23 protein-coding genes and 1 tRNA gene are annotated in these 24,776 nt (G+C 61.7%); 6 read left to right on the top strand and 18 right to left on the bottom strand.

The window, feature by feature from the left end; translation table 11 throughout:
* Window positions 1-278: 278 nt before the first annotated feature.
* The 9 genes from secF to hinT all read right to left on the bottom strand — a co-directional run bounded on the left by secF (window position 279) and on the right by hinT (window position 8,426).
* A complete protein-coding gene (gene secF, locus AACQ43_RS10660) occupies window positions 279-1,193 on the bottom strand; it encodes a protein translocase subunit SecF (protein WP_024944906.1) in 915 nt (304 codons plus the stop codon).
* A 112-nt stretch (window positions 1,194-1,305) separates the two neighbouring features.
* Entirely contained in the window at window positions 1,306-3,108 is a 1,803-nt protein-coding gene (gene secD / locus AACQ43_RS10655) for a protein translocase subunit SecD (protein WP_050438126.1), read from the bottom strand.
* Window positions 3,109-3,255: 147 nt separating this feature from the next.
* Entirely contained in the window at window positions 3,256-3,762 is a 507-nt protein-coding gene (locus tag AACQ43_RS10650; RefSeq protein ID WP_339354055.1) for a hypothetical protein, read from the bottom strand.
* Between the two features lie 66 nt (window positions 3,763-3,828).
* Window positions 3,829-4,686, bottom strand: coding sequence for a DUF6279 family lipoprotein (locus AACQ43_RS10645; protein ID WP_043123699.1), 858 nt, complete (start codon window positions 4,684-4,686; stop codon window positions 3,829-3,831).
* A 61-nt stretch (window positions 4,687-4,747) separates the two neighbouring features.
* A complete protein-coding gene (locus tag AACQ43_RS10640) occupies window positions 4,748-5,602 on the bottom strand; it encodes a phosphotransferase (protein WP_168967228.1) in 855 nt (284 codons plus the stop codon).
* Window positions 5,592-6,188, bottom strand: coding sequence for a penicillin-binding protein activator LpoB (gene lpoB, locus AACQ43_RS10635; protein ID WP_005302153.1), 597 nt, complete (start codon window positions 6,186-6,188; stop codon window positions 5,592-5,594). The genes AACQ43_RS10640 and lpoB overlap by 11 nt, the downstream gene beginning before the upstream one ends.
* Window positions 6,188-6,586, bottom strand: coding sequence for a YcfL family protein (locus AACQ43_RS10630; protein WP_010633660.1), 399 nt, complete (start codon window positions 6,584-6,586; stop codon window positions 6,188-6,190). Before AACQ43_RS10630 ends, lpoB begins: the two co-directional genes overlap by 1 nt.
* Before the next feature lie 68 nt (window positions 6,587-6,654).
* Complete coding sequence (locus AACQ43_RS10625; protein WP_168967227.1) at window positions 6,655-8,076, bottom strand: COG3014 family protein; 1,422 nt, start codon at window positions 8,074-8,076, stop codon at window positions 6,655-6,657.
* Window positions 8,076-8,426, bottom strand: coding sequence for a purine nucleoside phosphoramidase (gene hinT, locus AACQ43_RS10620; protein ID WP_168967226.1), 351 nt, complete (start codon window positions 8,424-8,426; stop codon window positions 8,076-8,078). The genes AACQ43_RS10625 and hinT overlap by 1 nt, the downstream gene beginning before the upstream one ends.
* 262 nt (window positions 8,427-8,688) lie before the next feature.
* On the opposite strand from hinT, the gene AACQ43_RS10615 reads away from it, so the two are divergent.
* A complete protein-coding gene (locus AACQ43_RS10615) occupies window positions 8,689-10,689 on the top strand; it encodes a methyl-accepting chemotaxis protein (protein WP_241872192.1) in 2,001 nt (666 codons plus the stop codon).
* A gap of 75 nt (window positions 10,690-10,764) precedes the next feature.
* Here the strand turns inward: AACQ43_RS10615 and AACQ43_RS10610 are convergent, their stop codons facing one another.
* Complete coding sequence (locus AACQ43_RS10610; protein WP_168967224.1) at window positions 10,765-11,649, bottom strand: 6-carboxytetrahydropterin synthase; 885 nt, start codon at window positions 11,647-11,649, stop codon at window positions 10,765-10,767.
* A gap of 79 nt (window positions 11,650-11,728) precedes the next feature.
* On the opposite strand from AACQ43_RS10610, the gene AACQ43_RS10605 reads away from it, so the two are divergent.
* The 4 genes from AACQ43_RS10605 (at window position 11,729) to AACQ43_RS10590 (ending at window position 15,455) form a co-directional block, all read left to right on the top strand.
* Window positions 11,729-13,072: a dihydroorotase gene (locus AACQ43_RS10605; RefSeq protein WP_168967223.1), complete on the top strand. Its 1,344-nt coding sequence runs from the start codon at window positions 11,729-11,731 to the stop codon at window positions 13,070-13,072.
* Between the two features lie 231 nt (window positions 13,073-13,303).
* A tRNA-Pro gene (locus AACQ43_RS10600) sits at window positions 13,304-13,380 on the top strand.
* Between the two features lie 133 nt (window positions 13,381-13,513).
* A complete protein-coding gene (locus AACQ43_RS10595) occupies window positions 13,514-13,990 on the top strand; it encodes a CC0125/CC1285 family lipoprotein (protein ID WP_168967222.1) in 477 nt (158 codons plus the stop codon).
* Between the two features lie 205 nt (window positions 13,991-14,195).
* The gene (locus AACQ43_RS10590) at window positions 14,196-15,455 is read left to right on the top strand and encodes a dicarboxylate/amino acid:cation symporter (RefSeq protein ID WP_168967221.1); all 1,260 of its coding nucleotides are present in this window, start codon (window positions 14,196-14,198) and stop codon (window positions 15,453-15,455) included.
* Window positions 15,456-15,533: 78 nt separating this feature from the next.
* On the opposite strand, the gene AACQ43_RS10585 is transcribed toward AACQ43_RS10590, so the two are convergent.
* Window positions 15,534-15,989, bottom strand: coding sequence for a methyltransferase family protein (locus AACQ43_RS10585; RefSeq protein ID WP_168967220.1), 456 nt, complete (start codon window positions 15,987-15,989; stop codon window positions 15,534-15,536).
* A gap of 190 nt (window positions 15,990-16,179) precedes the next feature.
* Here AACQ43_RS10585 and alr point away from each other — a divergent pair, with 190 nt between their 5' ends.
* Window positions 16,180-17,406 (top strand): alanine racemase, encoded by a 1,227-nt coding sequence (gene alr, locus AACQ43_RS10580; RefSeq protein ID WP_168967219.1) that lies wholly within the window; start codon window positions 16,180-16,182, stop codon window positions 17,404-17,406.
* A 56-nt stretch (window positions 17,407-17,462) separates the two neighbouring features.
* Here alr and AACQ43_RS10575 read toward each other — a convergent pair whose 3' ends face one another.
* The 7 genes from AACQ43_RS10575 to AACQ43_RS10545 form a co-directional block, all read right to left on the bottom strand.
* Window positions 17,463-18,407: a TerC family protein gene (locus tag AACQ43_RS10575; RefSeq protein WP_168967218.1), complete on the bottom strand. Its 945-nt coding sequence runs from the start codon at window positions 18,405-18,407 to the stop codon at window positions 17,463-17,465.
* A gap of 294 nt (window positions 18,408-18,701) precedes the next feature.
* Entirely contained in the window at window positions 18,702-19,697 is a 996-nt protein-coding gene (oppF, locus tag AACQ43_RS10570) for a murein tripeptide/oligopeptide ABC transporter ATP binding protein OppF (protein ID WP_011706426.1), read from the bottom strand.
* Window positions 19,698-19,811 carry a hypothetical protein gene (locus AACQ43_RS10565; protein WP_016351082.1) on the bottom strand — a complete coding sequence of 38 codons (114 nt, stop codon included), beginning with the start codon at window positions 19,809-19,811 and terminating at the stop codon, window positions 19,698-19,700.
* Complete coding sequence (locus AACQ43_RS10560) at window positions 19,808-20,794, bottom strand: ABC transporter ATP-binding protein (protein ID WP_168967217.1); 987 nt, start codon at window positions 20,792-20,794, stop codon at window positions 19,808-19,810. The genes AACQ43_RS10565 and AACQ43_RS10560 overlap by 4 nt, the downstream gene beginning before the upstream one ends.
* 140 nt (window positions 20,795-20,934) lie before the next feature.
* A complete protein-coding gene (oppC, locus tag AACQ43_RS10555) occupies window positions 20,935-21,846 on the bottom strand; it encodes an oligopeptide ABC transporter permease OppC (RefSeq protein WP_011706428.1) in 912 nt (303 codons plus the stop codon).
* 14 nt (window positions 21,847-21,860) lie between these two features.
* On the bottom strand, window positions 21,861-22,781 hold the full coding sequence (oppB, locus tag AACQ43_RS10550) for an oligopeptide ABC transporter permease OppB (RefSeq protein ID WP_011706429.1): 921 nt from the start codon (window positions 22,779-22,781) through the stop codon (window positions 21,861-21,863).
* Window positions 22,782-22,878: 97 nt separating this feature from the next.
* Window positions 22,879-24,498 (bottom strand): ABC transporter substrate-binding protein, encoded by a 1,620-nt coding sequence (locus AACQ43_RS10545; protein ID WP_076360985.1) that lies wholly within the window; start codon window positions 24,496-24,498, stop codon window positions 22,879-22,881.
* Between the last annotated feature and the right edge of the window lie 278 nt (window positions 24,499-24,776).

The following is a 24,776-nucleotide window of genomic DNA, read 5'->3' as shown; positions in this document are numbered from 1 at the left end:
TGTAGACGATGGGCAACCTCCGGATGGCCCGTAAAATGTGCTCTTCCTTGCACATCTGTCACTGTTGCCAGCACTCTCTCCTTCCCCACTGCCAATGGTCAGATCCAATCTTTAAAATATCCTCGCTGGCAGCAGGCGAAATCTGAATGCGAAAAAGATTCGACTACGTTTGCGCCGGCCGGCCAAAAAAAGAAGGAAGACATATCGTCTTCCTTCTCGCTATTTATCTCCGCTCGGATGAGCCGGTAGGTCCACAGTTTGGTGGCCGTCGATGAAGCTCACGCCGCCTCCGCCAGCTCCTCTTCTTTTTTCTGGTAAGCCTGCGGCGAGAGCCCCAGCAGCTCCTGCACGGTGGAGGCCACCGTGATGGAGGAGATGGTGCCCACCAGGATGCCGGCGAACAGCGTGAAGGAGAAACCGTAAAGGGCGTCGCCACCGAACAGCAGCAGGGCTCCCACCGTGAACAAGGTGGTGCCCGAGGTGATCATGGTACGGCTGAAGGTGGCCTTGATGGCTACGTCGGAGCAGTCGTGGATCCCCATCTGGGTGCGCGAGCTGAGCAAGTCCCGCAAGCGGTCGGAGATGACGATGCTGTCGTTGAGGGAGTAGCCGATCACCGCCATCAGGCCGGCGATGACGTTGAGATCGAACTCGATGTTGAACAGCGCCAGCAGCCCCAACGCCACCAGACCGTCGTGCAGCACCGACACCAGGATGCCGATGGCCTGGCGCCACTCGAAGCGCACCGCCAGATAGGCGGAGATGGCAAGCGAGGCCACCAATACCGCCAGCATCCCCTGCTGGAACAGCTCGGCGCCCACCTGGGGGCCGACGATGGTGGTGCGCAGCAGCTCCACCGGCAGGTTGAGCTGCTGACCCAGCATCACCGCCAGCTCCTCGGCCGCCCAGGGCAGCTCGTGGGGCGGCAGCTTGATCAGCCACTCGCCGGGCACACCGGCGCCGTGCAGCTCGACCACACCCGCCAGGGGGGCCGTCAACAGGGCGTTGAGCTCATGGGCCTCCTTCAGGGTCTGGATGCGAAACTCCAGCAGGATGCCGCCGGTGAAGTCGAGACCGAGGGAGAGGCCGTTGATGGCGAGCACCGCGATGCTCGCCACGGTCAGCAGCACGGAGGCCCACAGGCCAATATAACGCCAGCGGGTCAGTCCCATGGCAATGATCATTCTCAGCATTGTTGTTCCCTCGACAGCAGATGGCTCGAGCTTCCCCCAGGGAAGCGCGTGACGCGGGCGCGGAGCAGGCTCGAACGCGCGGCGCGATGACACAGGTGGTGGACAGTCATGGTCACACCCTCAGCAGCTTGGCGCTGCTCTTGCCCCACAGGGGGTTGATGATGGCGCGCGTGCCCCAGATGCCGGTCACCATGCTGGAGATGAGGCCCAGGATCAGGGTGATGGAGAAGCCCTGCAGCGGCCCGGAACCGATGGCATAGAGCACCACGGCGCAGATCAAGGTGGTGATGTTGGCATCGAAGATGGTGCGAAACGCCGAGCGGTAACCAAAGTCGATGGCGTTGGCCAAGGAGCCCCCTTCCCGCAACCGGTCCTTGATCCGCTCGAATATAAGCACGTGGGTATCCACCGCCATGCCGACGGTGAGCACCAGACCGGCGATCCCCGGCAGGGTCAGCACCGCGCCCGGCAGCACCGCCAACATGCCCACCTGCATCAGCAGGTTGGCGATGAGCGCGGTGATGGCGACCCAGCCGAACTTGCGATACCAGGCCATCATGAACAGCATCATGCCCGCCATGCCGAACGCCAGCGCGGTGAAGCCCGCCTCGATGTTCTGCAGACCCAGGGTTGGGCCTATGCTGCGCTCTTCCAGGATCTTGAGGGGCGCGGTGAGGGCACCGGCGCGCAACAGCATGGCCAGCTCCTGGGCCTCTGGCAGGCTGCCGATCCCGGTGATGCGGAACTGGTTGCCAAGGGCGGTCTGGATGGTGGCGACGTTGATCACCTCGCTCCTGGCCCGCAGCTTGCCTTCGGCATTGGTCTTGTACTCGGTAAAGACGGTGGCCATCGGCTTGCCCACGTTCTGGCGGCTGAACTGGTTCATCTTGCTGCCGCCCAGGCTGTCGAGCACGATGTTGACCTGGGGTTGCCCCATCTCGCCCATGTTGGCTCGGGCATCGACGATGTGCTCGCCGGTCAGCACCGGCTTGCGGGCCAGCCCCACCGCCTGGCCGTTGCGATCCGCCATGAAGAAGCGGCTATCGGCCTGGGCCTCATAGAAGGCCAGCGAGGCGGTGGCCCCGATCACCTCTTTCGCCTGCTTGGGATTGTGCACCCCGGGCAGCTCGATGCGGATGCCGTCCTGCCCCTGGCGCTGTACCGAGGCCTCGACGATGCCGAGCTCGTTGATCCGCTTTTTCAGGATCGACAGGTTCTGGGTCACCGCGTTGTTGGCCAGCAGGGTACGCTCGGCCTCGCTCATCACCAGCCGCAGCTCGTTGCCGCTGCGCTTGAGGCTCCACTGATCCTGCCGGGTGCCGGCGGAATCCTTGATGATGGTGAGCCAGGGCGCCTGGTCGGCCACCTCAGGCAAAATCACCCTCACCTCCCCTTCGCTCACCCGGGCCACGTTGGCGCCGCGCAGGCGCGCCTCGCGAAACTGGGTGCGCAGCATGTCCACCAGGTTCTTGGTCTGGTTGTCGACCACGAAGCTCAGATCGACCCCGATCAGCAGCTGGGAGCCGCCGCGCAGATCCAGCCCGAGCTTGATGGGGGCGGCGCCGAGCTGGCTGATCCAGCCCGGCGCGTTGGAGTAGAACTCCAGGGTCAGCGCCGAGCTGTCATAGCCCTGCTGCTCCAGCAGCTGCTTGGCGCGCTGCTGTTCGGCCTGGCTGGCAAACACCAGCTCGACCCGCTCGCCCTGTTGCACCTGTTTAAGTGGCTCGATGCGGTTGTCGGCCAGCAGGGTACGCTGCGCCTCGGTCAGGCTGGTCTGGCCGTGCAGACCAAGGGAGGGCTGCTCACCGAAGAAGGTGGGCAGGGAGTAAAACGCAAAGGTGAACAGCATGAGCAGCAGCAGGGCGTACTGCCACATGTTCATGCGGTTCAAGGTGATACGACTCTTTTTTCTCATGAGATCAGCCTCTGTCAGGAGAAGGCTGCGCACTCGCCACGCAGGCGGCACGCAAGAAAATACGAATGAGACAGTGGCCCGTTCACGCGCGGTGAGCAGGCATCAGGAGGCGATGAGGTGGTGCGAAAGGACCGGACCCCATCGGGATCAGGCGAGGTAACTCTGACAGAAACGGTATTGCAGGTGCTGGCGTTGCAACCGGTGCCGATGGATGGTGGCAAACCGATCGCGGAAACTGTGTTTGCGATAGAAGAGGGCGGCATAGAACAGCAGGCCGCACAGCAGCAGCAGGATCGCCTGCTGGGACCAGCTCATGATCAGCTGGTACACCACGTTGCCGGGCTGATGATCGCTGCGCAGGGAGTGTTCGAGCCGCAGCAGGTGATTCTGGTGGGAGCTGACGAACTTGACGACCCCGTCGTCGCTGTCGCTGGCACTGTGGATCACCTGGCCGCCATCGGTCGGCGCCACTGTATCCCCCATCAGCTGTACCTGCTGGGTCGACTGCTGGGAGGCGGGCAGCTTGACCCCCTCCACCGAGAGGGTAGAGAACAACAGAGCGAGGGTGATGAGCAGGGTCATCAGCGCCAGTTTCACTTTGTCGGTCAGGCTCAAAAAGTTAATTCCCGCATAATAGAAAGGGCAAACTACCACAGGGGCCCCGTCAGAACAAGGGCATGGGGGCCGGCCGGCCCCTGCCCTGCGGCCCCCTTGGCGCCATTATCCCTCCGACATCTGCCTGAAATCGCGGGCATAGCCCTTGAGCAGGCTGTAGAGGTGGGCTCGCTGGGAGATGTCCAGCGACTGGCTGAGATCGCTCAGCCAGTTGACGGTGCGCTGGCGCGACTGATCGGTGTAGCCGGTGAAGCGCCCATCCATCAGGCCGTCCCCCTGTTGCAGCAGGGCGGTGAGCTGGGCGCCGAAGTCCTGGCTCTGGCGCTGCTTCATCAGCCGGTCCAGCTCCTTGGTCCAGGCGGTCTGAAACTCAAGCCAGGGGGCCTGCAGCTCGTACTGCCACTGGGCCCACTGGGCCACCAGCGGGGCCTGGGCCGGTTTCACTTCGCCAATCCAGAACACCAGCCGCTCGTTCATCTTGTCGCGAAACTCCTTGAGCATCTCCTCCCTGGGCTTGTCGGCAAACTCCTTTTCCCGTTCCGCCTGGCGGGTGAGCCGGTCCTTCATGAACATGGCCACCTGCGCCTCGGTCAGGGTGCGTGCCAGCCGCACCGCCCGCGGCACCGTGTTCTCCAGGGTGCGGGTCAGGCTCTGCTGGGCCGCATCCAGATGGCGGGAGACCTGAGCCGGGGTCATGGGGCTCGCCACCGCCTTGGCCAGCGCATCGAGATCGTCGGCATAACGGGGCACCTCTCGCTGGCGGTGCCAGGCCATCAGCCCCTTCACTTCGTTGTCCAGCAGCCGCTTCTGACTGCGATCCAGCGAGAAGTAGTCGTCCAGCTGCCAGACGATGGCCACGTCGAGCCAGTAATAGACGACCCGGGTGGAGCAGCCGGCCAGCAGCAGACAGAGCAGCAGCAGACTCCAGCTACTGGGCTTGCGCCAGGAAAAGGTGGTCACCATGCAGGGCTCCAATGTTGATGAAACAGGGTTGACGCAACGGATGATTCATAATGCCTGATGCCTACTCCAGTCGCTGCCGGTTGAGATCGATCAGCGCCTGGTAGTCAGGCCCTGGCTGCTGCTCGGCCATCAGCAGCGCCCACAGCAACCCTATGTAATCGACCCAGGGTAAAAAGGCCCGGCTCTGAAAGCCGCGTGGTCCGACAGGCCCCCCTGCCCGCTCGCAATATGCCTGCTCCAGCGCCTCGCGCTGGGTATCCTGCCAGCCGTGGGTGCGCTGGATGCTGGCCACCTCGAAACCGGGATGCCCGGCGGCGCCATACTCCCAGTCAATGACCCAGGGCCGGCTCCCCAACAAATTAGCCGGATTGAGATCATGATGGCAAGGGAGCCAGCAATCGGCGGGCTCGCGGCTGGCCAGCAGCCCCCGCTCCAGCGCCGGCAGCCAGGCAGGCACCCGGGCCAGCCGGGCACGATAGCCGGCGCTGTGGGCCCGCACCGCCATCACCACGCTCGGCACCGGCAACCGGTGCAGCCGCGTCAGCACCCCGGCCAGCAGCGCTGGCTGCAACGCAGCCGGGGGCGGCGCCGCCAGCCAGTTCGGCTCATCGCACCAGTCCAGCAGCATCAGGCCGGTGGCAGGATCGCTGTGATGGCAGGGCAAAGCCAGTCCCTGCCCCACGGCCCCCTGATAGAGCTGCCATTCGGTGGCCCGGTCGATGCCAAGGCGCACCGGATCGGGGTGGCCCTGGCGCAAAAAGTGACTGCGCCCCGAGGGGAGGCGCAGTCGATAGTTGCAGTTGGTCAGGCCGCTGGCCAATGACTCCAGCCGGCCCGAACGCCAGGGCGGCGGCAGGCGGGCCAGCAGGGCGCCCTCGGTGGCCGCCAGAGAGGCCTCGCTCGATTTACCAGCCAAAGGTGGACTTCTTGGCCTGCTTGCGGATCTCTTTCTGATCGGCCCACAGCAGCTCGCCGTTTTGCAGATCCATCAGGTTCATGGTCATCTGGTAGTAGACATCCTTCACCTTGCCGTTGTCCTTGACGATGCTGGCGAGGTTGCCATAGACCATGTAGCGGGCACCGGTCTGCTTGCCAAGGCGCACCATGGAGGCAGGATCCACCATGCCGCTGCTCTGCTGGTATTCGAGCTGCTGCTTGACCGCCGCCACCTTGCTCATGTCGACGAAGCGGAACTTGCCGGCGCGCAGCAGCTTGGTGCGGATGGTGTCGGTGATGGCCTCGGTATCGATGTGCTCGGAGGTCTTGTTGCGGATGGAGTCCATGAACATCACCGGACGGCCGCCGGCGGTGATCTCGCTGGTGGCCGGCGACGCCAGCATGGAATCCGCCATCTTGTCGGCGATGGCCTGCAGATCGCTGGAACCGTAATCGACGGTCACCGTCTCGGTTTCGGTCGGATCGCCATAGCTGACGGTGGTGCTGGAGCAGCCGCCCAGCAGCAGGGCGCCGGTCAGGATCAGCAGGGCATGATTCATTTTCATCAGTAGGATTCCTCAATCACTTCGCGTACGTAAATCCGGTAGCCCCGGGCAGCCGGGCTCGGCGCCAGGGCAGACAGGGTGCGGGTCTGATAGCCGTGCAGCTTGAGCGGCGTCCAGCCGCGGCCATCGCTGGCCACCTCCTGCCCCGCCTCATCATACCAATAGAACAGGTATTGCAGCTTGTTGTCACCGCGCTGGGTGCTGGCCGCCGCCACATTGACCTGCAGCAGGCCATTCTGTTCGCGCCGGCTGAGCTCGGTCAGGGTGACATTGACGTTTTGATGCTGCTCCGCCACTGGCGCGGCACCCGCCGCCCCATAGAGCGCCACGCCGGAGGTATTGGTGGCGCAGCCTGCCAGCAGCAGAACCAGGCCCAGAGCCAACCCATGTGCTTTCATCTTGCTCTCCTTGCCGGCGACCCCGAGGGGCCCGACCGGTCACTCATGTGTATTGCCATCGTTCGCCGTCACAGCGGCATCACCCGCGTCGTCAACCCGGCGCCGAGCCGCTGCACCCACACCAGGGTGGTGCGTCCCTGGTGGATGGTGAGCGGCAATTGCCGCTGCGCTGCCCCCGCCCCCAGGGTAAGGTTCACGTCACCCGCAGGCAGCATCCCCTGCCAGCTCGCTGCCTGGGCCGGCAGCGTCAACCAGCTGCGGGTGTCAGCCCGCTCCGAGAGGGTATTGAAGATGCCGACCAGAATGTTGCCCACATCCCCTCCTTCCTTGGCGGCGGTGCGCCGCACCTGCTCCTTGGCCACCAGCCGCAGCGCCTGGCGGGTCAGCATGCCGGGCAGCCGCTCCTGCAGATCTTTGGCCGCCAGCGCCTCTAGCCTGACCAGCTCGCTGGTCTGCTCGACGCGCTTGCCCACCGATACCGTGAGCGGCCCGGTGTCGCTGGCCCGATTATCGTAATAGGGGATGGCGACGGTAAAGGTGCGAAAATCGCCGCCGGAGGTGGCGATGGGCAGCGGCAGGAACAGCTCGCGCCGTGCCGGGATCAGGCCATCTTCAAACAGCACCACCAGTTGGCCCTGATTTTTAGTGAGTGGTGGTGCTTTGCGACCCACCTTTTTCTCGGTTTCGCGGATCTCGTCCGCGGCGCCCCGCAGCACAGCCAGGCGCAGCAAGGCATCCTGCAGGCTGCGGTTGTCCGGCGCTATCTGGTAGCCGCGCTGATAGTCGACCCAGGCATCGTTGAGATCGCCGGCCGCCTCATAGAGCACGCCGGAGAAATAGAAGGTGTAGGCGTTCTGAAAACCGTTCTTGACCCGCCCGATCAGCCGGTCAAGCTCGGGGGCGCCGCGCGACATCAGCTGGCGCATCTCCCCTTCTGCCTCGGCCTCTTCGCTCTTTTGCTGTGCCTTGCGCACCTCGTCGGCCCGCCGCTTGAGGGCCTGCTCCTGCACCTGGTTGGCGCGGCGCACCTCCACCAGGGCGCCCTCGGCATCCCCGCGCTGCAGGTAGTTGAGAGCCAGATAGTGGTGCAGCATGGTGCGCTCGTAATCGGGCGCCCGGTAGGCCAGGGTCTGGTCATTGGTAAGCAGGCTGCCCGCCTGGGCCAGCCCCTGGCTGACCCGGTACTCGGCCTGATTGTCTTCCCACGCCAGCCGGCTGTCGGCGGCGGCAAAGGCCTGCTTGCTGGCGGCATCCTGACTCGCCAGCCAGGCGATGCGGCCCTGCTCGAGCCGGTCCAGCACATAGGTATCGTCCCCCGGCGTGGAGTCGCGCACCTCGGGCAGCGCCTCGGCGGCATGACCCAATAACAGCTGGTTGCGCAGCGGCACCATCTGATCGGAATAGGAGACGAACATGTCTTGCCAGTGGGAGGCACAGCCCCCCAGCAGGGAACCGGCCAGCAGCAGGCCGGCCAGTGGAAGGCGCGGCATCACAGGCTGAGCAGGGGTCCCAGCAGCTGGCCGCCGACCAGATGCAGGTGGATGTGGTAAACCTCCTGCCCGCCGTGGCGGTTGCAGTTCATGATGAGGCGGTAGCCATCCTCGGCAATGCCCGCCTCGCTGGCCAGCTTGCGGGCCACGGTGAACATCCGGCCCAGTGCCAGCTCATGATCCGGCTCCACGTCATTGACGGTGGGGATCAGCACGTTGGGGATGATCAGGATATGGGTCTTGGCCTTGGGCTGGATGTCGCGAAAGGCGGTCACCAGGTCGTCTTGATAAAGGATGTCGGCGGGGATCTCTTTGCGGATGATTTTGCTGAAAATGGTTTCTTGCGCCATGGATAACTCCTTTATATGAAAAAGAAAATTCAATGCCTGTCTCAAGCGGTTCCAACGCCCGTCATCAAGGCCCGGCAAGTGTGACACAAGCCGACATTTGACACAGCCGTTGTCCCATTCTCTTCAGTTATTGTTAAAAATACCGATAGCCGGAAGACGTCTGCCGACGTTGCTCGCCCACAGTGGTAGCAGGGTATCAAATGGACGGGGTATTCAGGCAAGGGACTTTTGCATATACAGCGGGACAATAATGAAACAAACAATGTCAGACCTCTCCATCTTGCAGAGGGTCTATCTTGGCTTTGCCATCCTGGTGGCCGTGATGGCGGCCACCTCGGTACTCACCTTCCGCAGCCAGAGCGAGCTCAATCAGGCGCTGGATCAGGTCACCCGGCAGACCATGCCGCTGGTGATCGCCAGCAGCCAGACCCAGATCAGCCTGCTCAGCGCCAACAAGTGGCTCACCGACGTGCTGACCGAGCAGGATCTCAAGCAGATCCCGGCCGAAGTGGCCGAGCTGCAGCAGGCCAAGGCACTGGTCGACCAGACTCTCGCCACCCTCGCCCGGCAGGCGGCGGAACACCCGGAGCTGCAGGGGGAGCTCGGCGCGCTCAACCAGCTGGTCAAGGACTACCTGCAGCTGACCGACACCCTGCCCACCGAACACCAGGCCCTGCTCACCCGGCTCTACAAGGTGAACCAGGCCAAGGGCCAGTTCCAGGTCAGCCTGCCCCAGTTCAAGAAGAACCTGGGGGACATGATGGTGACCGTCGACGACAGCTTCATCAAGATGCTCTCCGAGACCCTGACCACCAAGCTCTCTGCCATCGAGCTCTCCACCATGGATGCGCTCAACCAGAGCATTCCCGCCCCCATCGAGGCGGCGCTCAAGCGCAACAAGATGCAGATCGAGGGCTTCAACAGCACCATCAAGGATCTGCAGGGGGAGCTCAAGGACTTTGACAACAACATGGGCCACTACGTGCACGGCTTCGTGCGCGACACCACTGCCAGCGACGGCGTGCTGGCCCAGTACCTGGCGCTGATGCAGCAGCAGGAGCGGATGCGCGAGCAGAGCAAGCAGGCCAGCAAGCTCATCGTCAACATCCAGAGCAAGCTCGAGCAGATCACCGCCCAGAGCCAGCAGCTGATGAACAATAGCATCCGCGCCTCCGGCAAGGTGCAGACCCAGAGCACCCTCACCCAGGGGGTGGCGCTGGTCATCGCCATCACCATCGCCATCCTGGTGGCCTACACCCTCGGCAAGGCCATTCGCCGTCCGCTCAAGGAGCTGTTGCGAGTGCTGACCGAGGTGACTCAGGGCGACATGACCCAGCGCATCGGTTTTCGCAGCAACAACGAATTCGGCCGGCTCGGCAGCCAGGTCAACCTGCTGATCGAGCAGATGGGCGAGGTGCTGAGCCAGCTCTCCCAGGCGTCGGCCCAGCTCAACAACGCCGCCCACGACAACCGCCACACCACCGAATCGGTGCGGGCGGATCTGGAGAAACAGCGCCAGGAGACCGCCTCGGTCGCCGCCGCCATGACCCAGATGGAGGCCTCGGTGCGCGAGGTGGCTCAGGCCGCCAACCAGACCCTGGAGCGGGTGATGGACGTGGAGAAAGCCTCCGAGACCGGCCGCAAGGTGATGGCCGGCAACATCACCACCACCCACCAGCTGGCGGGCAAGCTGCAGCAGACCGGCAAGGTGATTGGCGACGTGAGTGCCATGAGCGGCCAGATCGGCAACATCCTCGACGTCATTCGCGGCATCGCCGAGCAGACCAACCTGCTGGCCCTCAATGCTGCCATCGAAGCGGCGCGGGCCGGCGAGCAGGGACGCGGGTTTGCGGTGGTGGCCGACGAGGTGCGCAGCCTGGCCGGGCGCACCGCCCAGTCCACCAGCGAAATCCAGACCATGATCGAGAACCTGCAGCAGGGGGTCGCCAAGGCGGTGACCGTGATGCAGGAGTGCTCGCGCGAGATGGACAGCTGCATGGATCAGAGCTCCCACGCCAACAACGCCATGGAAGAGGTGCAGGGCATAGTGGTGCTCATCAGCGACATGTCGAGCCAGATCGCCTCCGCCGCCGAGCAGCAGCAGGCCACCAGCGCCGACATCGCCACCAACCTCAACCGCATCTCCGACATCTCGGATCTCAACTATCAGGGCATAGAGCGGGTGGCCGAGACCAGCCAGCAGCTCGACTCGCTGGCCGAGCAGCAGGAGAGCCTGGTCAAGCGCTTCCGGCTCAGTGCCTGACGCCTACGCCAGCCCCGGCAACGACAAGGCCCCGCAGATGCGGGGCCTTGTTTTTTACTGGCAAGCGGCGCGAGATCAGGCGTAGGCGATGGCGCCCTTGCCCACCCCTTCATAGGCGACAATCTTGATGAACTTGTCGCCCACGCTCTTCTTCACCTCGCGGGCAATGTAGTGGGCCAGCAGCTCTATGGTGGTGTCGGTGTCGATCATCTCCACCTCCACCGCCGGCATGGCCAGCTGGAACAGCCCTTGCGGTGCCACATACTTGAAGCCGACGTAGTGCTCGCCAGCCTCTTGCAGGATGGCCTTGGCCTGCTCGCTCAACGCGAGATCGCCGAGGGCCACCCGATCCTCGTCGGTCCCCAGGTAGATGTCGGCCCAGCGCTCGGCCCAGTTGAGCTCAAGCTCCTGGTCGCGCTCGCCGTCCACGTGGATCTCGATGGGAGAGCGGTGGCCGTGGGCGATGCGCTGGCAGTTGCCGTCGTGCTTCTTGAGGCCGTGGCTGTAGTGGTAGAAGGCGCCGTCGATGGCCTCCTGGCGCAGGGTCAGCGACAGATCCTTGATGTTGCCCGGCAGCCGCTTGGCCAGCACCGCCAGCAGATAGCGGGTGACGGACTCCTTGTCCACCTGAGGGGCCGGAATGAAGGCAAAGCCCTGGCTCGGGCAGCGCAGGTGAATGGAGCGGCCCGGCCGCAGCAGATCGACGGTGCTCTCGTCACCGTCCAGCTGGGCCACCTGCACCAGGGGGCACTCGGTCGGCACCAGCAGCTTGTGATCCACCTCGTCGTCGATGATCGACTTGATCAGTTTCTTGACCCGGCCGAAGTCCAGCAACATGCTCATCTCGTTGAGCTCGCCGCTCATTTCGATGTCCACCAGCCAGCTCTCCCCCACCATACCGCGGCGTTCGCACAGATAGCTGGAGTCGATCACGGTCAAATCTTTTACAAATAACTTCATCAGTCAGGCCTTGCTACAGAGAAAGGGCGGTTTGCGCTATTATGACCCGCGATCACTGACAAAGGAACCGGACTCCCCCATGAACAAATTGCTTATCAAGAATGCCACCCTGGTCAATGAAGGCCGCATCTATGCCTCCGACGTGTTGATCGAGGGGGAACGGATCGCCCGCATCGCCCCGGATATCCAGGCCCCCGATGCAGTGGTGATCGATGCCGCGGGCCGTCACCTCATCCCCGGAATGATCGATGATCAGGTCCACTTCCGGGAACCAGGGCTGACCCACAAGGGGACCATCGCCAGTGAATCCCGGGCCGCCGTGGCCGGTGGCACCACCAGCTTCATGGAAATGCCCAACGTCAATCCCCAGACCACCACCCTCGATGCCCTCGAAGCCAAATACCAGATAGCCGCCAACTCCTCCGCCGCCAACTACAGCTTCTACCTCGGCGCCACCAACGACAACCTGGAAGAGATCAAGAAGCTCGATCCGAAACAGTCCTGCGGCATCAAGATCTTCATGGGTGCCTCCACCGGCAACATGCTGGTGGACAATCAGGAGACCCTGGCCGCCATCTTCCGCGAAAGCCCGGTGATGATCGTTACCCACTGCGAGGACACCCCCACCATCAAGGTGCTGGAAGACGAAGCCCGCGCCAAGTGGGGCGAGGGTGTGCCGATGCGTGAGCACGGCCGCATCCGCAGCGCCGACGCCTGCTACAAATCCTCCAGCCTGGCGGTCTCCCTGGCCAAGCAGTACGGCACCAAGCTGCACGTGCTGCACCTGACCACCGCCAAAGAGCTGTCGCTCTTCACCGCCACCCCGGATCTGAAGGATCTCAAGGACAAGAACATCACCGCCGAGGTGTGCGTTCACCATCTGTTCTTCAACGAAGCGGACTACGACACCCTGGGCAGCCAGATCAAGTGCAACCCGGCGGTGAAGAGCGCCGCCGACCAGCACGCCCTGCTGGATGCGGTGCGCAATGACGTGCTCGACATCATCGCCACCGACCACGCCCCCCACACCTGGGAAGAGAAGCAGAACAGCTACTTCAAGGCGCCGTCCGGCGTGCCGCTGGTGCAGCACTCCCTGCTGGCCCTACTGGAGCTCTACCACAACGGGGTATTCTCGCTGGAGACCATCGTCAAGAAGACCTCCCACGCGGTGGCCGAGCGCTTCCAGGTGCAGGATCGCGGCTACATCCGCGAGGGTTACTTCGCCGACCTGGTGCTGCTGGATCTGGGCAAGCCCTACGTGGTCAACGACAGCAACCTGCTCTATCTGTGCGGCTGGTCGCCCTTCAACGGCTACCGTTTCCACAGCACGGTGGAGATGACCCTGGTGAATGGTCAAATAGCCTGGCAAAACGGCCAGGTCACCAACGAGGTGCTGGGCAAACGGCTCACCTTCACCCGCTGATCCCTCTTTATGTGCGTTGTCACCACAGCACCATCACAGGCCGCCCACCCGGGCGGCCTGTTTATTTGCAGCCGCTCACGGCCCTGTCATGCGCGGTTTTTGGGCGATTGGCGGCACTTTAAGCGCAGATTGCTCGCAAAGCAGGCGAACGATCCCGGAGTGGAATTTCCGCTGTTGACAGGCAGGGTCCATCTCCATAAACTCAGCCCCCGTCAGCCGAGCTGACTCCGTCGGTGTGTAGCGCAGCCAGGTAGCGCATCTGCATGGGGTGTAGAGGGTCGGAGGTTCGAATCCTCTCACACCGACCAAATTCCCCGAGAAAGGCCTTGTCAGATGACAAGGCCTTTTCTTTTTGGTGCAACATGGCACCACGCGGCCTGCATTGTGTCACCGATCGGTTTGTGCTGTAGTGATGCCCTGTGTTGCCAACCGGTGTTCGAGATGCCCTCTCCCCGCCCCTTTTGCCAGCGTCTGCAGTGGCTCGGCCTCTGCGCTCTCCTGCTGCTCGGCTGCGCCACCCCTTATCACAGCCAGCCGTCATTCTGGAACGGCCGGACCGGTTTCTCCCAGACCCGGCTCGGGCCTGACAAGTGGCAGCTGGAATTTGTCGGCAACGATCTGGTGAGCCGGGAAACCGCTCGCAAGTATGTGCTGAAACGGGCGGGCGAAGTGGCACAAGCCGAAGGTTATCAGTGGCTTGAGATCAATGAGTTGACCCTGCAACGGGACGCGGTCAGGGTGACGCCAAGTCGCCCCCTGTTCGGGTTCGATGACGACGAGCCAGATCCCTTTCTGGAGCAGCGCACCGTGGAACACCGCATCTCGGCGTTGCTCATCTTCACCCTCACTCGCAGCGCGAAAAACGACCAAATCTTGAAAGCCGATTATCTTGCAAACATTAAAATAAACAGCGATTAATATAGCCAAATTGCAAGATCTATATCACATACAACTAATGACAAGATAAAATTCTGCCACAAGGCGCTGGATTTACCCCCCCGGATTAGGCATGCTGCCAGCACACCGGCTGTCAGGAATCTACGGCTCGGATCACAAAAACGGACTGAAGCGGCACCCTTGCCGCTTGAAACGCTCTGCACTTATCAAAACTGGGACCCACCCCATGAAAATGAACAAATTGACGGTTGCCATCCTCATCGCGATGCTGGTTGGTATCCTGACTGGCCAGGGCTATCGCATGTTTGCCCCTGACCAGGCCGCCAGCTTTGCCAGCGACATCACCCTGTTGACCGATATCTTCCTGCGTCTGATCAAGATGATCATCGCCCCCCTGGTGTTTACCACTCTGGTGGTCGGCATCGCCAAGATGGGCGATACCCGCACCGTGGGCCGTATCGGCGCCAAAACCCTGGGCTGGTTCATGCTGGCCTCCCTGCTGTCACTGACCCTGGGTCTGGTGATGGTCACCCTGATGCAACCGGGCGTGGGGCTCTCCCTCTCCCTGCCTGACGACACCGCCAGCTCCGGCGTGGTTGCCAGCGCCATCTCCCTCAAGGATTTCGTCACCCACGCCATTCCCAAAAGCGTGATCGAGGCCATGGCCACCAACGAAATCCTGCAGATCGTGGTGTTCTCCCTGTTCTTCGGGCTGGCTGCCGCCGCGCTGGGTGATGCCGCCAAACCGGTGGTGATGCTGATGGCCAGCGCCGCCGAGATCATGCTCAAAGTGACCGGCTACGTGATGAACTTCGCTCCCTTCGCGGTGTTTGGCGCCATTGCCGCCATGGTCGCCAAGGAAGGGCTCGGCATCCTGGCCACCTATGGCACCTTCATGGCACAGTTCTACCTGGCGCTGGGTTGCCTCTGGCTGCTGCTGATCGCCATGGGCAGCCTGTTTATCCGCCGCCGCATCGTGACCCTGCTGGCGATGATCCGCGAGCCGATCCTGCTGGCCTTCTCCACCGCCAGCTCCGAAGCTGCCTACCCGAAAACCCTGGATCGTCTGGAGAAGTTCGGTTGTGACAAACGCATCGCCAGCTTCGTACTGCCGATGGGCTACTCCTTCAACCTGGATGGCTCCATGATGTACTGCACCTTCGCGGTGATGTTCATCGCCCAGGCCTACGGCATCGAGCTCTCCATGGCCCAGCAGATCACCATGCTGCTGCTGCTGATGGTCACCTCCAAGGGGATGGCCGGCGTACCGCGCGCCTCTCTGGTGGTGATTGCCGCCACCCTCAACCAGTTCCACATTCCGGAAGCGGGCATCCTGCTGCTGCTCGGCATCGACCACTTCCTCGACATGGGTCGCTCCGCCACCAACGTGCTGGGTAACGCCATCGCCGCCAGCGTGGTCGCCAAGAGCGAAGACAGCCTGGGTGAAACCGAACCTCTGGGTGACGTGGACACCGCCAAGGCGTGATCCCCGCATCACCGCCATCAAAACGGCCCGCAGACGCGGGCCGTTTTTTTATGCTTCTTTATGGCGACACGGCAAGGCTCAGCACCAACGCCTCACCCGCCGGCAATAGTCGGCATAGGCATCGCCAAAGCGGGCCTGCAGCGCTCGCTCTTCTGGCACTATCTGCCAGCGGTTGAGCCAGCCCCACAGCAGCAGCGGACCGAGCCACACCAGCAGCCCGCCCAGATAACAGGCCAGCGCCATCGTCCAGCAGAGCAGCCCCAAGTACATGGGATTGCGGCTGAGGCGATAGAGCCCGCCCGTTACCAGCGCACTGGCCTGCTCGGGGTGCAGCGGCGTCACCGTGGTGCCCTGGCGGCGAAAGCGCAGCACGCCCCCCAAGCCAAACACAGTGCCCAGCACCGCCAACAACAGAGCGGCCAGCCGCCAGCCGGCGCCACTGCCGCTCTCGGCAGCGTCCCCCCATCCCAGCATGGCCACCACGATCAGGCCAAACAGCAGCAGCGGTGGCACCCGACACTCAAGACTCATCATCTATTGACTCCTGGCAGGTGCCACGATCGGCACCTTGCGTTACACTTCCCGACGGGAATAGCGCCCTGGAAAATTGACAAAGTTCATAACAATAACAATGCCTTGGCTACACTTTATCCCACCTGCGTGAAAACGGCCGCCTGGCGGCCGTCATGCACCTCAACCCAAACAATAAAAAAGGAACCACCCCATGCACAAGAAGACACTGCTGGCCACCCTGATCCTGGGCCTGCTGGCCGGTCAGGCCGTCGCGGCCCCTTACCTGCCGTTGGCCAGCGATCATCGCAACGGCGAAGTGCAGACCGCCAGCAATGCCTGGCTGGAAGTCGATCTCGGCGCCTTCGAGCACAACATCCAGACCCTCAAGGATCGCCTCGGTGACAAAGGGCCGAAGATCTGCGCCATCATGAAGGCCGACGCCTACGGCCACGGCATCGACCTGCTGGTGCCCTCTGTGGTCAAGGCCGGCATTCCCTGCATCGGCATCGCCAGCAACGAAGAAGCCCGCGTGGCCCGCGAGAAGGGCTTCACCGGCCGCCTGATGCGGGTACGTGCCGCCACCCCGGTCGAAGTCGAGCAGGCCCTGCCCTACAAGATGGAAGAGCTCATCGGCAGCCTGGTGAGTGCCCAAGGCATCGCCGACATCGCCCAGCGCCACCACACCAATATCCCGGTGCACATCGCGCTCAACTCCGCCGGTATGAGCCGCAACGGCATCGATCTGCGTCTGGCTGACTCCAAGGAAGACGCGCTGGCCATGCTCAAGCTCAAGGGGATCACCCCGGTCGGCATCATGACCCACTTCCCGGTGGAGGAGAAAGAGGACGTCAAGATGGGACTGGCCCAGTTCAAGCTGGACTCCCAGTGGCTGCTGGAAGCGGGCAAGCTGGATCGCAACAAGATCACCATCCACGCCGCCAACTCCTTCGCCACCCTGGAAGTGCCGGACGCCTACTTCGACATGGTGCGCCCGGGCGGCCTGCTGTACGGTGACTCCATCCCCTCCTACACCGAGTACAAGCGGGTAATGGCGTTCAAGACCCAGGTTGCCTCCGTCAACCACTACCCGGCCGGCAACACCGTCGGTTATGACCGCACGTTCACCCTCAAGCGCGACTCCTGGCTCGCCAACCTGCCACTCGGCTACTCCGACGGCTATCGCCGGGCGCTGAGCAACAAGGCCTATGTGCTGATCCAGGGCCAGAAGGTGCCGGTGGTCGGCAAGACCTCCATGAACACCATCATGGTGGATGTGACCGACCTCAAAGGGGTCAAACCCGGTGACGAGGTGGTGCTGTTTGGCCGTCAGGGAAGTGCCGAGGTGAAACAGGCGGATCTCGAGGAGTACAACGGCGCCCTGCTGGCGGACATGTACACCATCTGGGGCTACACCAACCCCAAGAAGATCAAGCGCTAAGCCAGTCTTTGCCATAAAAAAGGGCTCCCGCGGGAGCCCTTTTGCTTGTTTGCCAATTATGCCGTTTTCTTGCGGGTCACCCAGAGGCTCAACCCCATGGAGGCCAGCAGGATCAGCGCAACCACGCCCAATGCGATGCCGGTCGGGATCTTGAAGATATCCAGCAGCAGCATCTTGACCCCGATAAACATCAGGATCAGCGCCAGGCCGTACTTGAGCAGGGCAAAACGCTCGGCCACGCCGGCCAGCAGGAAGTACATTGCACGTAGACCCATGATGGCGAAGATGTTGGAGGTCAGCACGATGAAGGGATCCGTGGTCACCGCGAAGATGGCCGGGATGCTGTCTACCGCAAAGATAAGGTCGCTCACCTCTACCAGCACCAGGATCAGCAGCAACGGGGTGGCATAGCGCACACCGTCACGCCAGACGAAGAAGTTCTCCCCCTCCAGCGTCTCCGTCACCTTGAAGCGACGGCGCATCCAGCCCAGCAGCGGGTTGTTGGCCAGATCGGGCTCCTTGTCAGCCGCCCACAGCATCTTGACCCCGGTTAGCAGCAGGAAGGCGCCGAACAGGTAGAGGATCCAGTGGAACTGCTCGATAAGCCAGCTGCCGGCGAACACCATGCCGGCCCGCATCACGATGGCACCCAGTACCCCGTAGAGCAGCACCCGGCGCTGCAGCTCGGCCGGAATGGCAAAGTAGCCGAACAGCATCAGCCAGACAAAGACGTTGTCCACCGCCAGTGCCTTCTCGATGAGGTAGCCGGTGAGGAACTCCAGCCCCTTCTGGTTGGCAATTTCACGGCCTGCGCTGTGATCCAGCCAGAGCCAGATGGCCAGATTGAAGAGCAGCGCCACGCTGACCCAGATAAGGGACCAGATACCTGCCTCTTTGAGCGACACCTTGTGGGATTTGCCACCACCGACAAACCGTATGTCTATCCATAACAGGACCAGCACTATGCTGAAGAAACCGGTCCACATCCACCATTCACCCATATTCACTTCTCCCAAAAACGACAAAACCCACGACCGAGAGGCGTGGGTTTGCGTTTGGAGCAGATACACCTTGCCTCTCGGCAAGGTCTCACTTACAGCCGACTTGCGTCAACTGCCCGGCTGCCGGGTGCACTGCAGGATATGGGTGCACCGTAATGACGACAAACCGGCGAGAAGTTACTCCCCTTGTTGCGCGGATAGTAACAGCGGAAAAAGATCACGCCAAGAGGCATCTTCATGCCGGCTGCAAAAAAACAGGGCGCCACCTAGGCGCCCTGTTCTGCCTGCTCATCCTCAGAGCGGATCCGCCTTGAGGCAGGAGACCGCATGGTCGAAGTTGCCCTCGAGCTGGGGCCGGGTCTTGGCACACTCAGGGCCGGCCACCGGGCAGCGGGTGCGGAACACGCAGCCTGACGGCGGGTTCATCGGCGATGGCAAATCACCCTCCAGGATCTGGATGGTCTTGCTGCGCTCCAGATCCGGATCCGGAATGGGCACCGCCGACATCAGCGCCTTGGTATAGGGGTGCAAGGGGTTGGCGAAGATCTCCTTGCGGGTCCCCAGCTCCACCGCATTGCCCAGATACATCACCAGCACCCGATCCGAGATGTGCTTGACCACCGACAGGTCGTGGGCGATGAAGATGAGCGACAGCCCCATCTCCTTCTGGATAGCCTTGAGCAGGTTGACCACCTGCGCCTGAATGGAGACGTCCAGCGCCGACACCGGCTCGTCGCAGATGATCATCTTGGGCTCGAGGATCAGCGCCCGGGCGATGCCGATGCGTTGACACTGACCGCCGGAGAACTCGTGAGGGTAGCGGTTCACCAGGTTGGGCAAGAGCCCCACCTTGCTCATCATGGCCCGCACCTTCTCCTTCACCTGATCTCGGGAGAGGTCGGGATAGAAGGTGATGAGCGGCTCGGCGATGATGTCGCCGATGGTCATGCGCGGGTTGAGGGAGGCCAGCGGATCCTGGAAGATCATCTGGATCTCTTTGCGCTTCTCGCGCAGCGCCTTCTGGTCGAGCTTGGTCAGATCGTTGCCCAGCCACACTACCTTGCCGTCGGTGGCCGGCACCAGGCCGATCAGCGCCCGGGCAAAGGTGGATTTGCCACAACCCGACTCCCCCACCACCCCGAGGGTCTCCCCTTCATACAGGCGCAGGGTCACCCCGTCCACCGCCTTCAGGGCGGAGGGTTTGGCCCAGGGCCAGGCCTTGTCACTCTTGATGCTGAAGTGGACCTTGAGGTCGGACACTTCCAGCAGCAGTTTCTTGTCAGTCCCCATTTAGTTCACTCCCTTGATCATGGCATCCGATACCCAGTGGCAGGCCCGCTCCCGACCGTCGTTGAACGGCGTCAGGAGCTTGGAGGATTGCTGGCCGCATATAACAGCATTCATACGCTCACCTCCTTGGCATTGATGGCATCAGACACCCAATGGCAGGCCCGCTCCCGGCCGTCGTTGAACGGCGTCAGAACTGGCGACTGCTTGCCGCAAATCTCGCTCACCCGGTGGCAGCGCTCCTGGAAGGGACAGCCGGTGGGCAGACGCAGCAGGTTGGGCGGATTGCCCGGGATGGTGGGCAGCTCTTCCCCTTCGGTATCGAGGCGGGGAATGGCGCGCAACAAGCCCTCGGTATAGGGGTGGCTCGGGCGATAGAAGATATCGTTGACCTTGCCGTACTCCATGGTACGACCGGCATACATCACCAACACCTTGTCGCAGATGCCCGCCACCACGCCCAGATCGTGGGTGATCATGATGATGGCGGTGTTGAACTCGCGCTTGAGCTCGTTCATCAGGGTCATGATCTGGGCCTGTACGGTCACGTCCAGCGCGGTGGTCGGCTCGTCGGCGATGAGCAGCTGCGGCCGGCACAACAGCGCCATGGCGATCATCACCCGCTGGCGCATGCCACCGGAAAATTCGTGAGGATACATCCCCATCCGCTTGCGCGCTTCCGGGATCTTGACCGCATCCAGCATGCGCACCGACTCTTCGAACGCTTCGGCCTTGCTGACGCCCTTGTGCAGCATCAGCACTTCCATCAGCTGATCCTTCACCTTCATGTAAGGGTTGAGCGAGGTCATGGGGTCCTGGAAGATCATGGCGATCTTCTCGGAGCGGATCTTGTTGAGCTTGTGCTCCGGCAGATTCAGGATCTCGTCGCCCTGAAATTTGGCCGAACCGGTGATGACGCCGTTCTTGGCCAGCAGCCCCATGATGGCGAACGCGGTCTGGGATTTGCCCGAACCGGACTCGCCGACGATCCCCAGGGTCTCGCCCGCAGCGAGGGAGAAGTTGAGGTCGTTGACCGCCACCACATTGCCGTCCGGGGTCTTGAACTCGACCCGCAGATCTTTTACATCCAGTAATTTCATAAAAACTCCTTATCGATCTTTCGTGACGTTTTCCTGTCGATCCGATGCGCTAGCCGCCCGATTGAGCCGCACTCTGCGGCCCCTCGGCGCGTTGTTTCAGCGCTTCTTCGCCGTTCTATCAGCGATCTTTCGCCGCTTTCTCAGCGATCCTTCGGATCGAGGGCGTCACGCAGACCATCCCCGAGGAAGTTGAAGCAAAACAGGGTCACCACCATGAAACCGGCGGGGAACAGGAGTTGCCAGATGGCCACTTCCATCGACTTGGAGCCTTCATCAAGCAGAGCGCCCCAGCTGGTCATGGGCTCTTGTACGCCCAGTCCCAGGAAGCTCAGGAAGGATTCGAACATGATCATGCCCGGCACCAACAGGGTGGCGTAGACCGCCACGATCCCCAGCACGTTTGGCACGATGTGACGGGTGATGATCTTCCACTTGGAGACGCCGCAGACATGAGCCGCCTCGATGAACTCCTTGCTCTTGAGACTCAGGGTCTGGCCTCGCACGATCCGCGCCATGTCGAGCCAGCTCACCGCGCCGATGGCGATGAAGATGAGCGCTAGGTTGCGGCCGAAGAAGGTCACCAGCATGATCACGAAGAACATGAAGGGGAAGGCGTTGAGGATCTCAAGCACCCGCATCATCAGGCTGTCGACCCGGCCGCCGATAAAGCCGGAGGCCGCGCCGTAGAGGGTGCCGATGATGACGGCCACCATGGCCCCCATGATGCCGACCATCAGCGAGATGCGCCCGCCGAGCAGGGTGCGCACGAACAGATCGCGCCCCAAGCTGTCGGTGCCAAACCAGTGGCCGGTTTCCATGTCCGGAGCTGCCTGCATGGCGCCCCAGTCAGGATCGTCGAAGGTGTATTGGGACAGATGCGGCCCTACGATCACCGCCAGACCGATGATGGTCAGGATGATGAGGCTGGTGAGCGCGGCCTTGTTGCGCAGGAAACGGCGACGGGCATCCTTCCACAGGGAGCGTCCTTCCACCACTTCCACTTGCTGGGCGAACGCCTCGACGGCTTCGCGTTTTTCAGTTGTGACAACCATGATGTACTCCCGACTTAGTAACGGATCTTGGGATCGATAAAGGCATAGAGAATATCGACCACGGCGTTAAAGGTGATGGTGAGGGCGCCGACCAGAATGGTCAGACCGAGCACCATGGAGTAATCACGGTTGAGGGCACCGTTGACGAACAGCTGGCCAATCCCCGGCAGGCCGAAGATGGTTTCGATCACCACGGAACCCGTGATGATGCCGACAAATGCCGGTCCCAGATAGGAGACCACCGGCAGCATGGCCGGACGCAGCGCGTGCTTGAGGATGATGTGGCGCAGCGGCAAGCCCTTGGCGCGGGCGGTACGGATGAAGTTGGAGTTCATAGTCTCGATCATGCTGCCCCGCATGATCCGCGAGATGGCGGAGATGTAGTACATCATCATGCCGAACACCGGCAGCACCATGAATTGCACCCCACCACCCTGCCAGCCACCGGCCGGGAACCAGCCGAGATGAATACTGAACAGCAACACCAGCAAGGGAGCCAGCACAAAGCCCGGGATCACCACCCCGGCCATGGCCGACGACATCAACAGGTAGTCGATGACGGTATTCTGTTTCAAGGCGGCAATGGTGCCGAAGGTGACCCCCAGCGTCACCGCGAACAGAAATGCGAAGGAGCCAATCTTGGCCGATACCGGCAGCGCCTGGCTCACCAGATCGTTGACGGTAAAGTCCTTGTATTTGAAGGAGGGACCGAGGTCGCCCTGAACCAGATTGCCCAAATAGGTGAGGTATTGCACGCCGATGGGCTTGTCGAGGCCATATTTGGCTTCGATGTTGGCCAGAACTTCCGGCGGCAGGGAGCGTTCGCTGGTGAAGGGGTTGCCCGGCGCGAAACGCATCATGAAGAAGGAGACGGTGATCAAGACCAGCAGAGTCGGGATCGCTTCCAGTAGACGTTTAAAAATGAATTTCAACATAGACAATTCCTGTCCTGTACTGCTTCCAAAGGGTCGCGGTTGTAATAAAGGCCCGCCATCCGGCGGGCCTGCTTTGTTATGCGACGTGTTACTTTACTCAGTGAGCAATGATGTACATGTCTTTGCTGTAGAGGTTGTCCAGCGGGTTGGCCGGGTAGCCGCCCACGTAGGACTTGACCATGCGGGAGGTCACGTACTGATAGATGGGAGCGATCGGCATGTCCTTGGCCAGGATCTCTTCAGCCTGCACATAGAGCTTGTTGCGGGCATCGGCATCCACCTGATTGCGGGACTCGTTCATCAGCTTGTCAAACGCCGGGTTGGAGTATTTGCCGTCGTTGTTGCCGTGGGTGGTCTGCATCAGATCCAGCATGGAAGAGGCTTCGTTGTAGTCGGCGATCCAGCCGGCACGACCCACATCAAACTGACCCTGCTTCTTGGTTTCCAGATAGGTTTTCCATTCCTGGTTGACCAGGCTCACCTGCACGCCCAGCTTCTTCCACATGGAGGCCACGGCAACCGCCACCTTCTTGTGGTTGTCGTCGGTGTTGTAGAGCAGCTCGAACTTGAGCGGCTTGCCCGGGCCGAAACCGGCTTCGGTCAGCAGCTCTTTCGCCTTGGCATCGCGCTCTGCCTGGGTCAGCTTGGACCAGGCCGGTGCCACCGGCTTGAAGCCGTCCACGAAATCAGGCACCAGGGTGTATCCCGGAGTCTCGCCCTTGCCCATCACCTTGTCGGCGATCACGTTGCGGTCGATGGCATAAGAGAGGGCGGTACGCACCCGCACATCGTCAAACGGCTTGTGCTTGAAGTTGTACTGGTAGTAGTAGGTACCGACATAGCCGCTCACCTTCACCTCGTTTGGCAGCTCCTTCTTCATCTGCTTGAAGCGCTCGATGGGCATGTTGTAGGTGAGATCCACTTCGCCAGCCAGATAGCGGTTCAGTTCGGCGTTGGTGGACTGGATCGGCAGATAGGTCACCTTGTTGATGACGGTCTTGGCGTTGTTCCAGTAGTTCGGGTTGCGCTCGACGTCGACGCGCTCGTTGACCACCCAATCCTTCAGCACATAGGCACCGTTGGATACCATGTTGCCGGGCTGGGTCCACTTGTCACCGAACTTCTCGATCACCTTCTTCGGCACCGGGTAGGTGGTGGTGTGGGAGAGCATGCTGACGAAGTAAGGCACCGCCTTCTCCAGCTGCACCTCGAAGGTGTAGTCGTCCACTGCCTTCACACCCAGGGTGTCGGCCGCTTTCTTGCCGGCGATGATCTCGCTGGCATTGACGATGGTCGGGATCTCCAGATACCAGGAGTAGGGAGACGCCGTCTTGGGATCCACGGCCCGCTTGAAGGCGAACTCGAAATCGTGGGCTGTCACGGGATCCCCGTTGGACCACTTGGCATCTTTGCGCAGGTGGAACACGAAGTGTTTGTTGTCCTTGGTTTCCCAGGACTCGGCCATGGCGGGAAGAATTTCCCCTTTGGGGCCGGAGGCAACGAGACCTTCGAACAGGTCACGCAGAATATTGGATTCAACCGTTCCTTCGGTTTTGTGCGGGTCGAGAGTGGCAGGCTCGGAGCCATTGCCTTTTACCAGCTGCTGAACGTCAGCCAGTTTGGTACCTGCGGGAACATCGGCGGCTTGTGCCGCGTTGACACCGCCGAACAGTGCTGCCACCAAGAGGGTATTAATCATTGTTTTTTTATGAGTCATTTCCATACTCCACAAGAACATTCCATGCAATTTTCCATCGACGAGATAAGTACCCCGCTGCCAGCATAATTCCCTGACATTTCTGATAATGCAATAGATATCGTCAGGCAGGACTGGACTTCATGGTCAAAAAAGCAGCTTTTAACCAATTATTCAGAATTTAAATATCCCGTAATGGACGTTTTTTATACAAACCCGCTCGATTCTAGGAAATGACCAACAAAAAAGAAACAATAAAAAGCCGGTCACAAGGACCGGCTCCAACAAAACAGACCTGA

Origin of the sequence: Aeromonas sp. DNRA1 (genome assembly GCF_963888745.1) — a bacterium.
Taxonomy (GTDB): Bacteria; Pseudomonadota; Gammaproteobacteria; order Enterobacterales; family Aeromonadaceae; genus Aeromonas; species Aeromonas hydrophila.
Note: the sequence above shows the minus strand (reverse complement) of the source record. Positions and strands in the feature narration are given on the sequence as shown.

Coding starts and splice junctions, on each gene's coding strand:
- oppC (WP_011706428.1), bottom strand. CDS start 21,846: ATGGTTGTCACAACTGAAAAACGCGAAGCCGTCGAGGCGTTCGCCCAG.
- secF (WP_024944906.1), bottom strand. CDS start 1,193: ATGCTGAGAATGATCATTGCCATGGGACTGACCCGCTGGCGTTATATT.
- AACQ43_RS10630 (WP_010633660.1), bottom strand. CDS start 6,586: ATGAAAGCACATGGGTTGGCTCTGGGCCTGGTTCTGCTGCTGGCAGGC.
- AACQ43_RS10625 (WP_168967227.1), bottom strand. CDS start 8,076: ATGCCGCGCCTTCCACTGGCCGGCCTGCTGCTGGCCGGTTCCCTGCTG.
- AACQ43_RS10615 (WP_241872192.1), top strand. CDS start 8,689: ATGTCAGACCTCTCCATCTTGCAGAGGGTCTATCTTGGCTTTGCCATC.
- oppF (WP_011706426.1), bottom strand. CDS start 19,697: ATGGGGACTGACAAGAAACTGCTGCTGGAAGTGTCCGACCTCAAGGTC.
- AACQ43_RS10545 (WP_076360985.1), bottom strand. CDS start 24,498: ATGACTCATAAAAAAACAATGATTAATACCCTCTTGGTGGCAGCACTG.
- oppB (WP_011706429.1), bottom strand. CDS start 22,781: ATGTTGAAATTCATTTTTAAACGTCTACTGGAAGCGATCCCGACTCTG.
- hinT (WP_168967226.1), bottom strand. CDS start 8,426: ATGGCGCAAGAAACCATTTTCAGCAAAATCATCCGCAAAGAGATCCCC.
- AACQ43_RS10605 (WP_168967223.1), top strand. CDS start 11,729: ATGAACAAATTGCTTATCAAGAATGCCACCCTGGTCAATGAAGGCCGC.
- AACQ43_RS10590 (WP_168967221.1), top strand. CDS start 14,196: ATGAAAATGAACAAATTGACGGTTGCCATCCTCATCGCGATGCTGGTT.
- AACQ43_RS10560 (WP_168967217.1), bottom strand. CDS start 20,794: ATGAAATTACTGGATGTAAAAGATCTGCGGGTCGAGTTCAAGACCCCG.
- secD (WP_050438126.1), bottom strand. CDS start 3,108: ATGAGAAAAAAGAGTCGTATCACCTTGAACCGCATGAACATGTGGCAG.
- AACQ43_RS10585 (WP_168967220.1), bottom strand. CDS start 15,989: ATGATGAGTCTTGAGTGTCGGGTGCCACCGCTGCTGCTGTTTGGCCTG.
- AACQ43_RS10645 (WP_043123699.1), bottom strand. CDS start 4,686: ATGGTGACCACCTTTTCCTGGCGCAAGCCCAGTAGCTGGAGTCTGCTG.
- AACQ43_RS10610 (WP_168967224.1), bottom strand. CDS start 11,649: ATGAAGTTATTTGTAAAAGATTTGACCGTGATCGACTCCAGCTATCTG.
- AACQ43_RS10575 (WP_168967218.1), bottom strand. CDS start 18,407: ATGGGTGAATGGTGGATGTGGACCGGTTTCTTCAGCATAGTGCTGGTC.
- AACQ43_RS10565 (WP_016351082.1), bottom strand. CDS start 19,811: ATGAATGCTGTTATATGCGGCCAGCAATCCTCCAAGCTCCTGACGCCG.
- lpoB (WP_005302153.1), bottom strand. CDS start 6,188: ATGAAAATGAATCATGCCCTGCTGATCCTGACCGGCGCCCTGCTGCTG.
- alr (WP_168967219.1), top strand. CDS start 16,180: ATGCACAAGAAGACACTGCTGGCCACCCTGATCCTGGGCCTGCTGGCC.
- AACQ43_RS10595 (WP_168967222.1), top strand. CDS start 13,514: ATGCCCTCTCCCCGCCCCTTTTGCCAGCGTCTGCAGTGGCTCGGCCTC.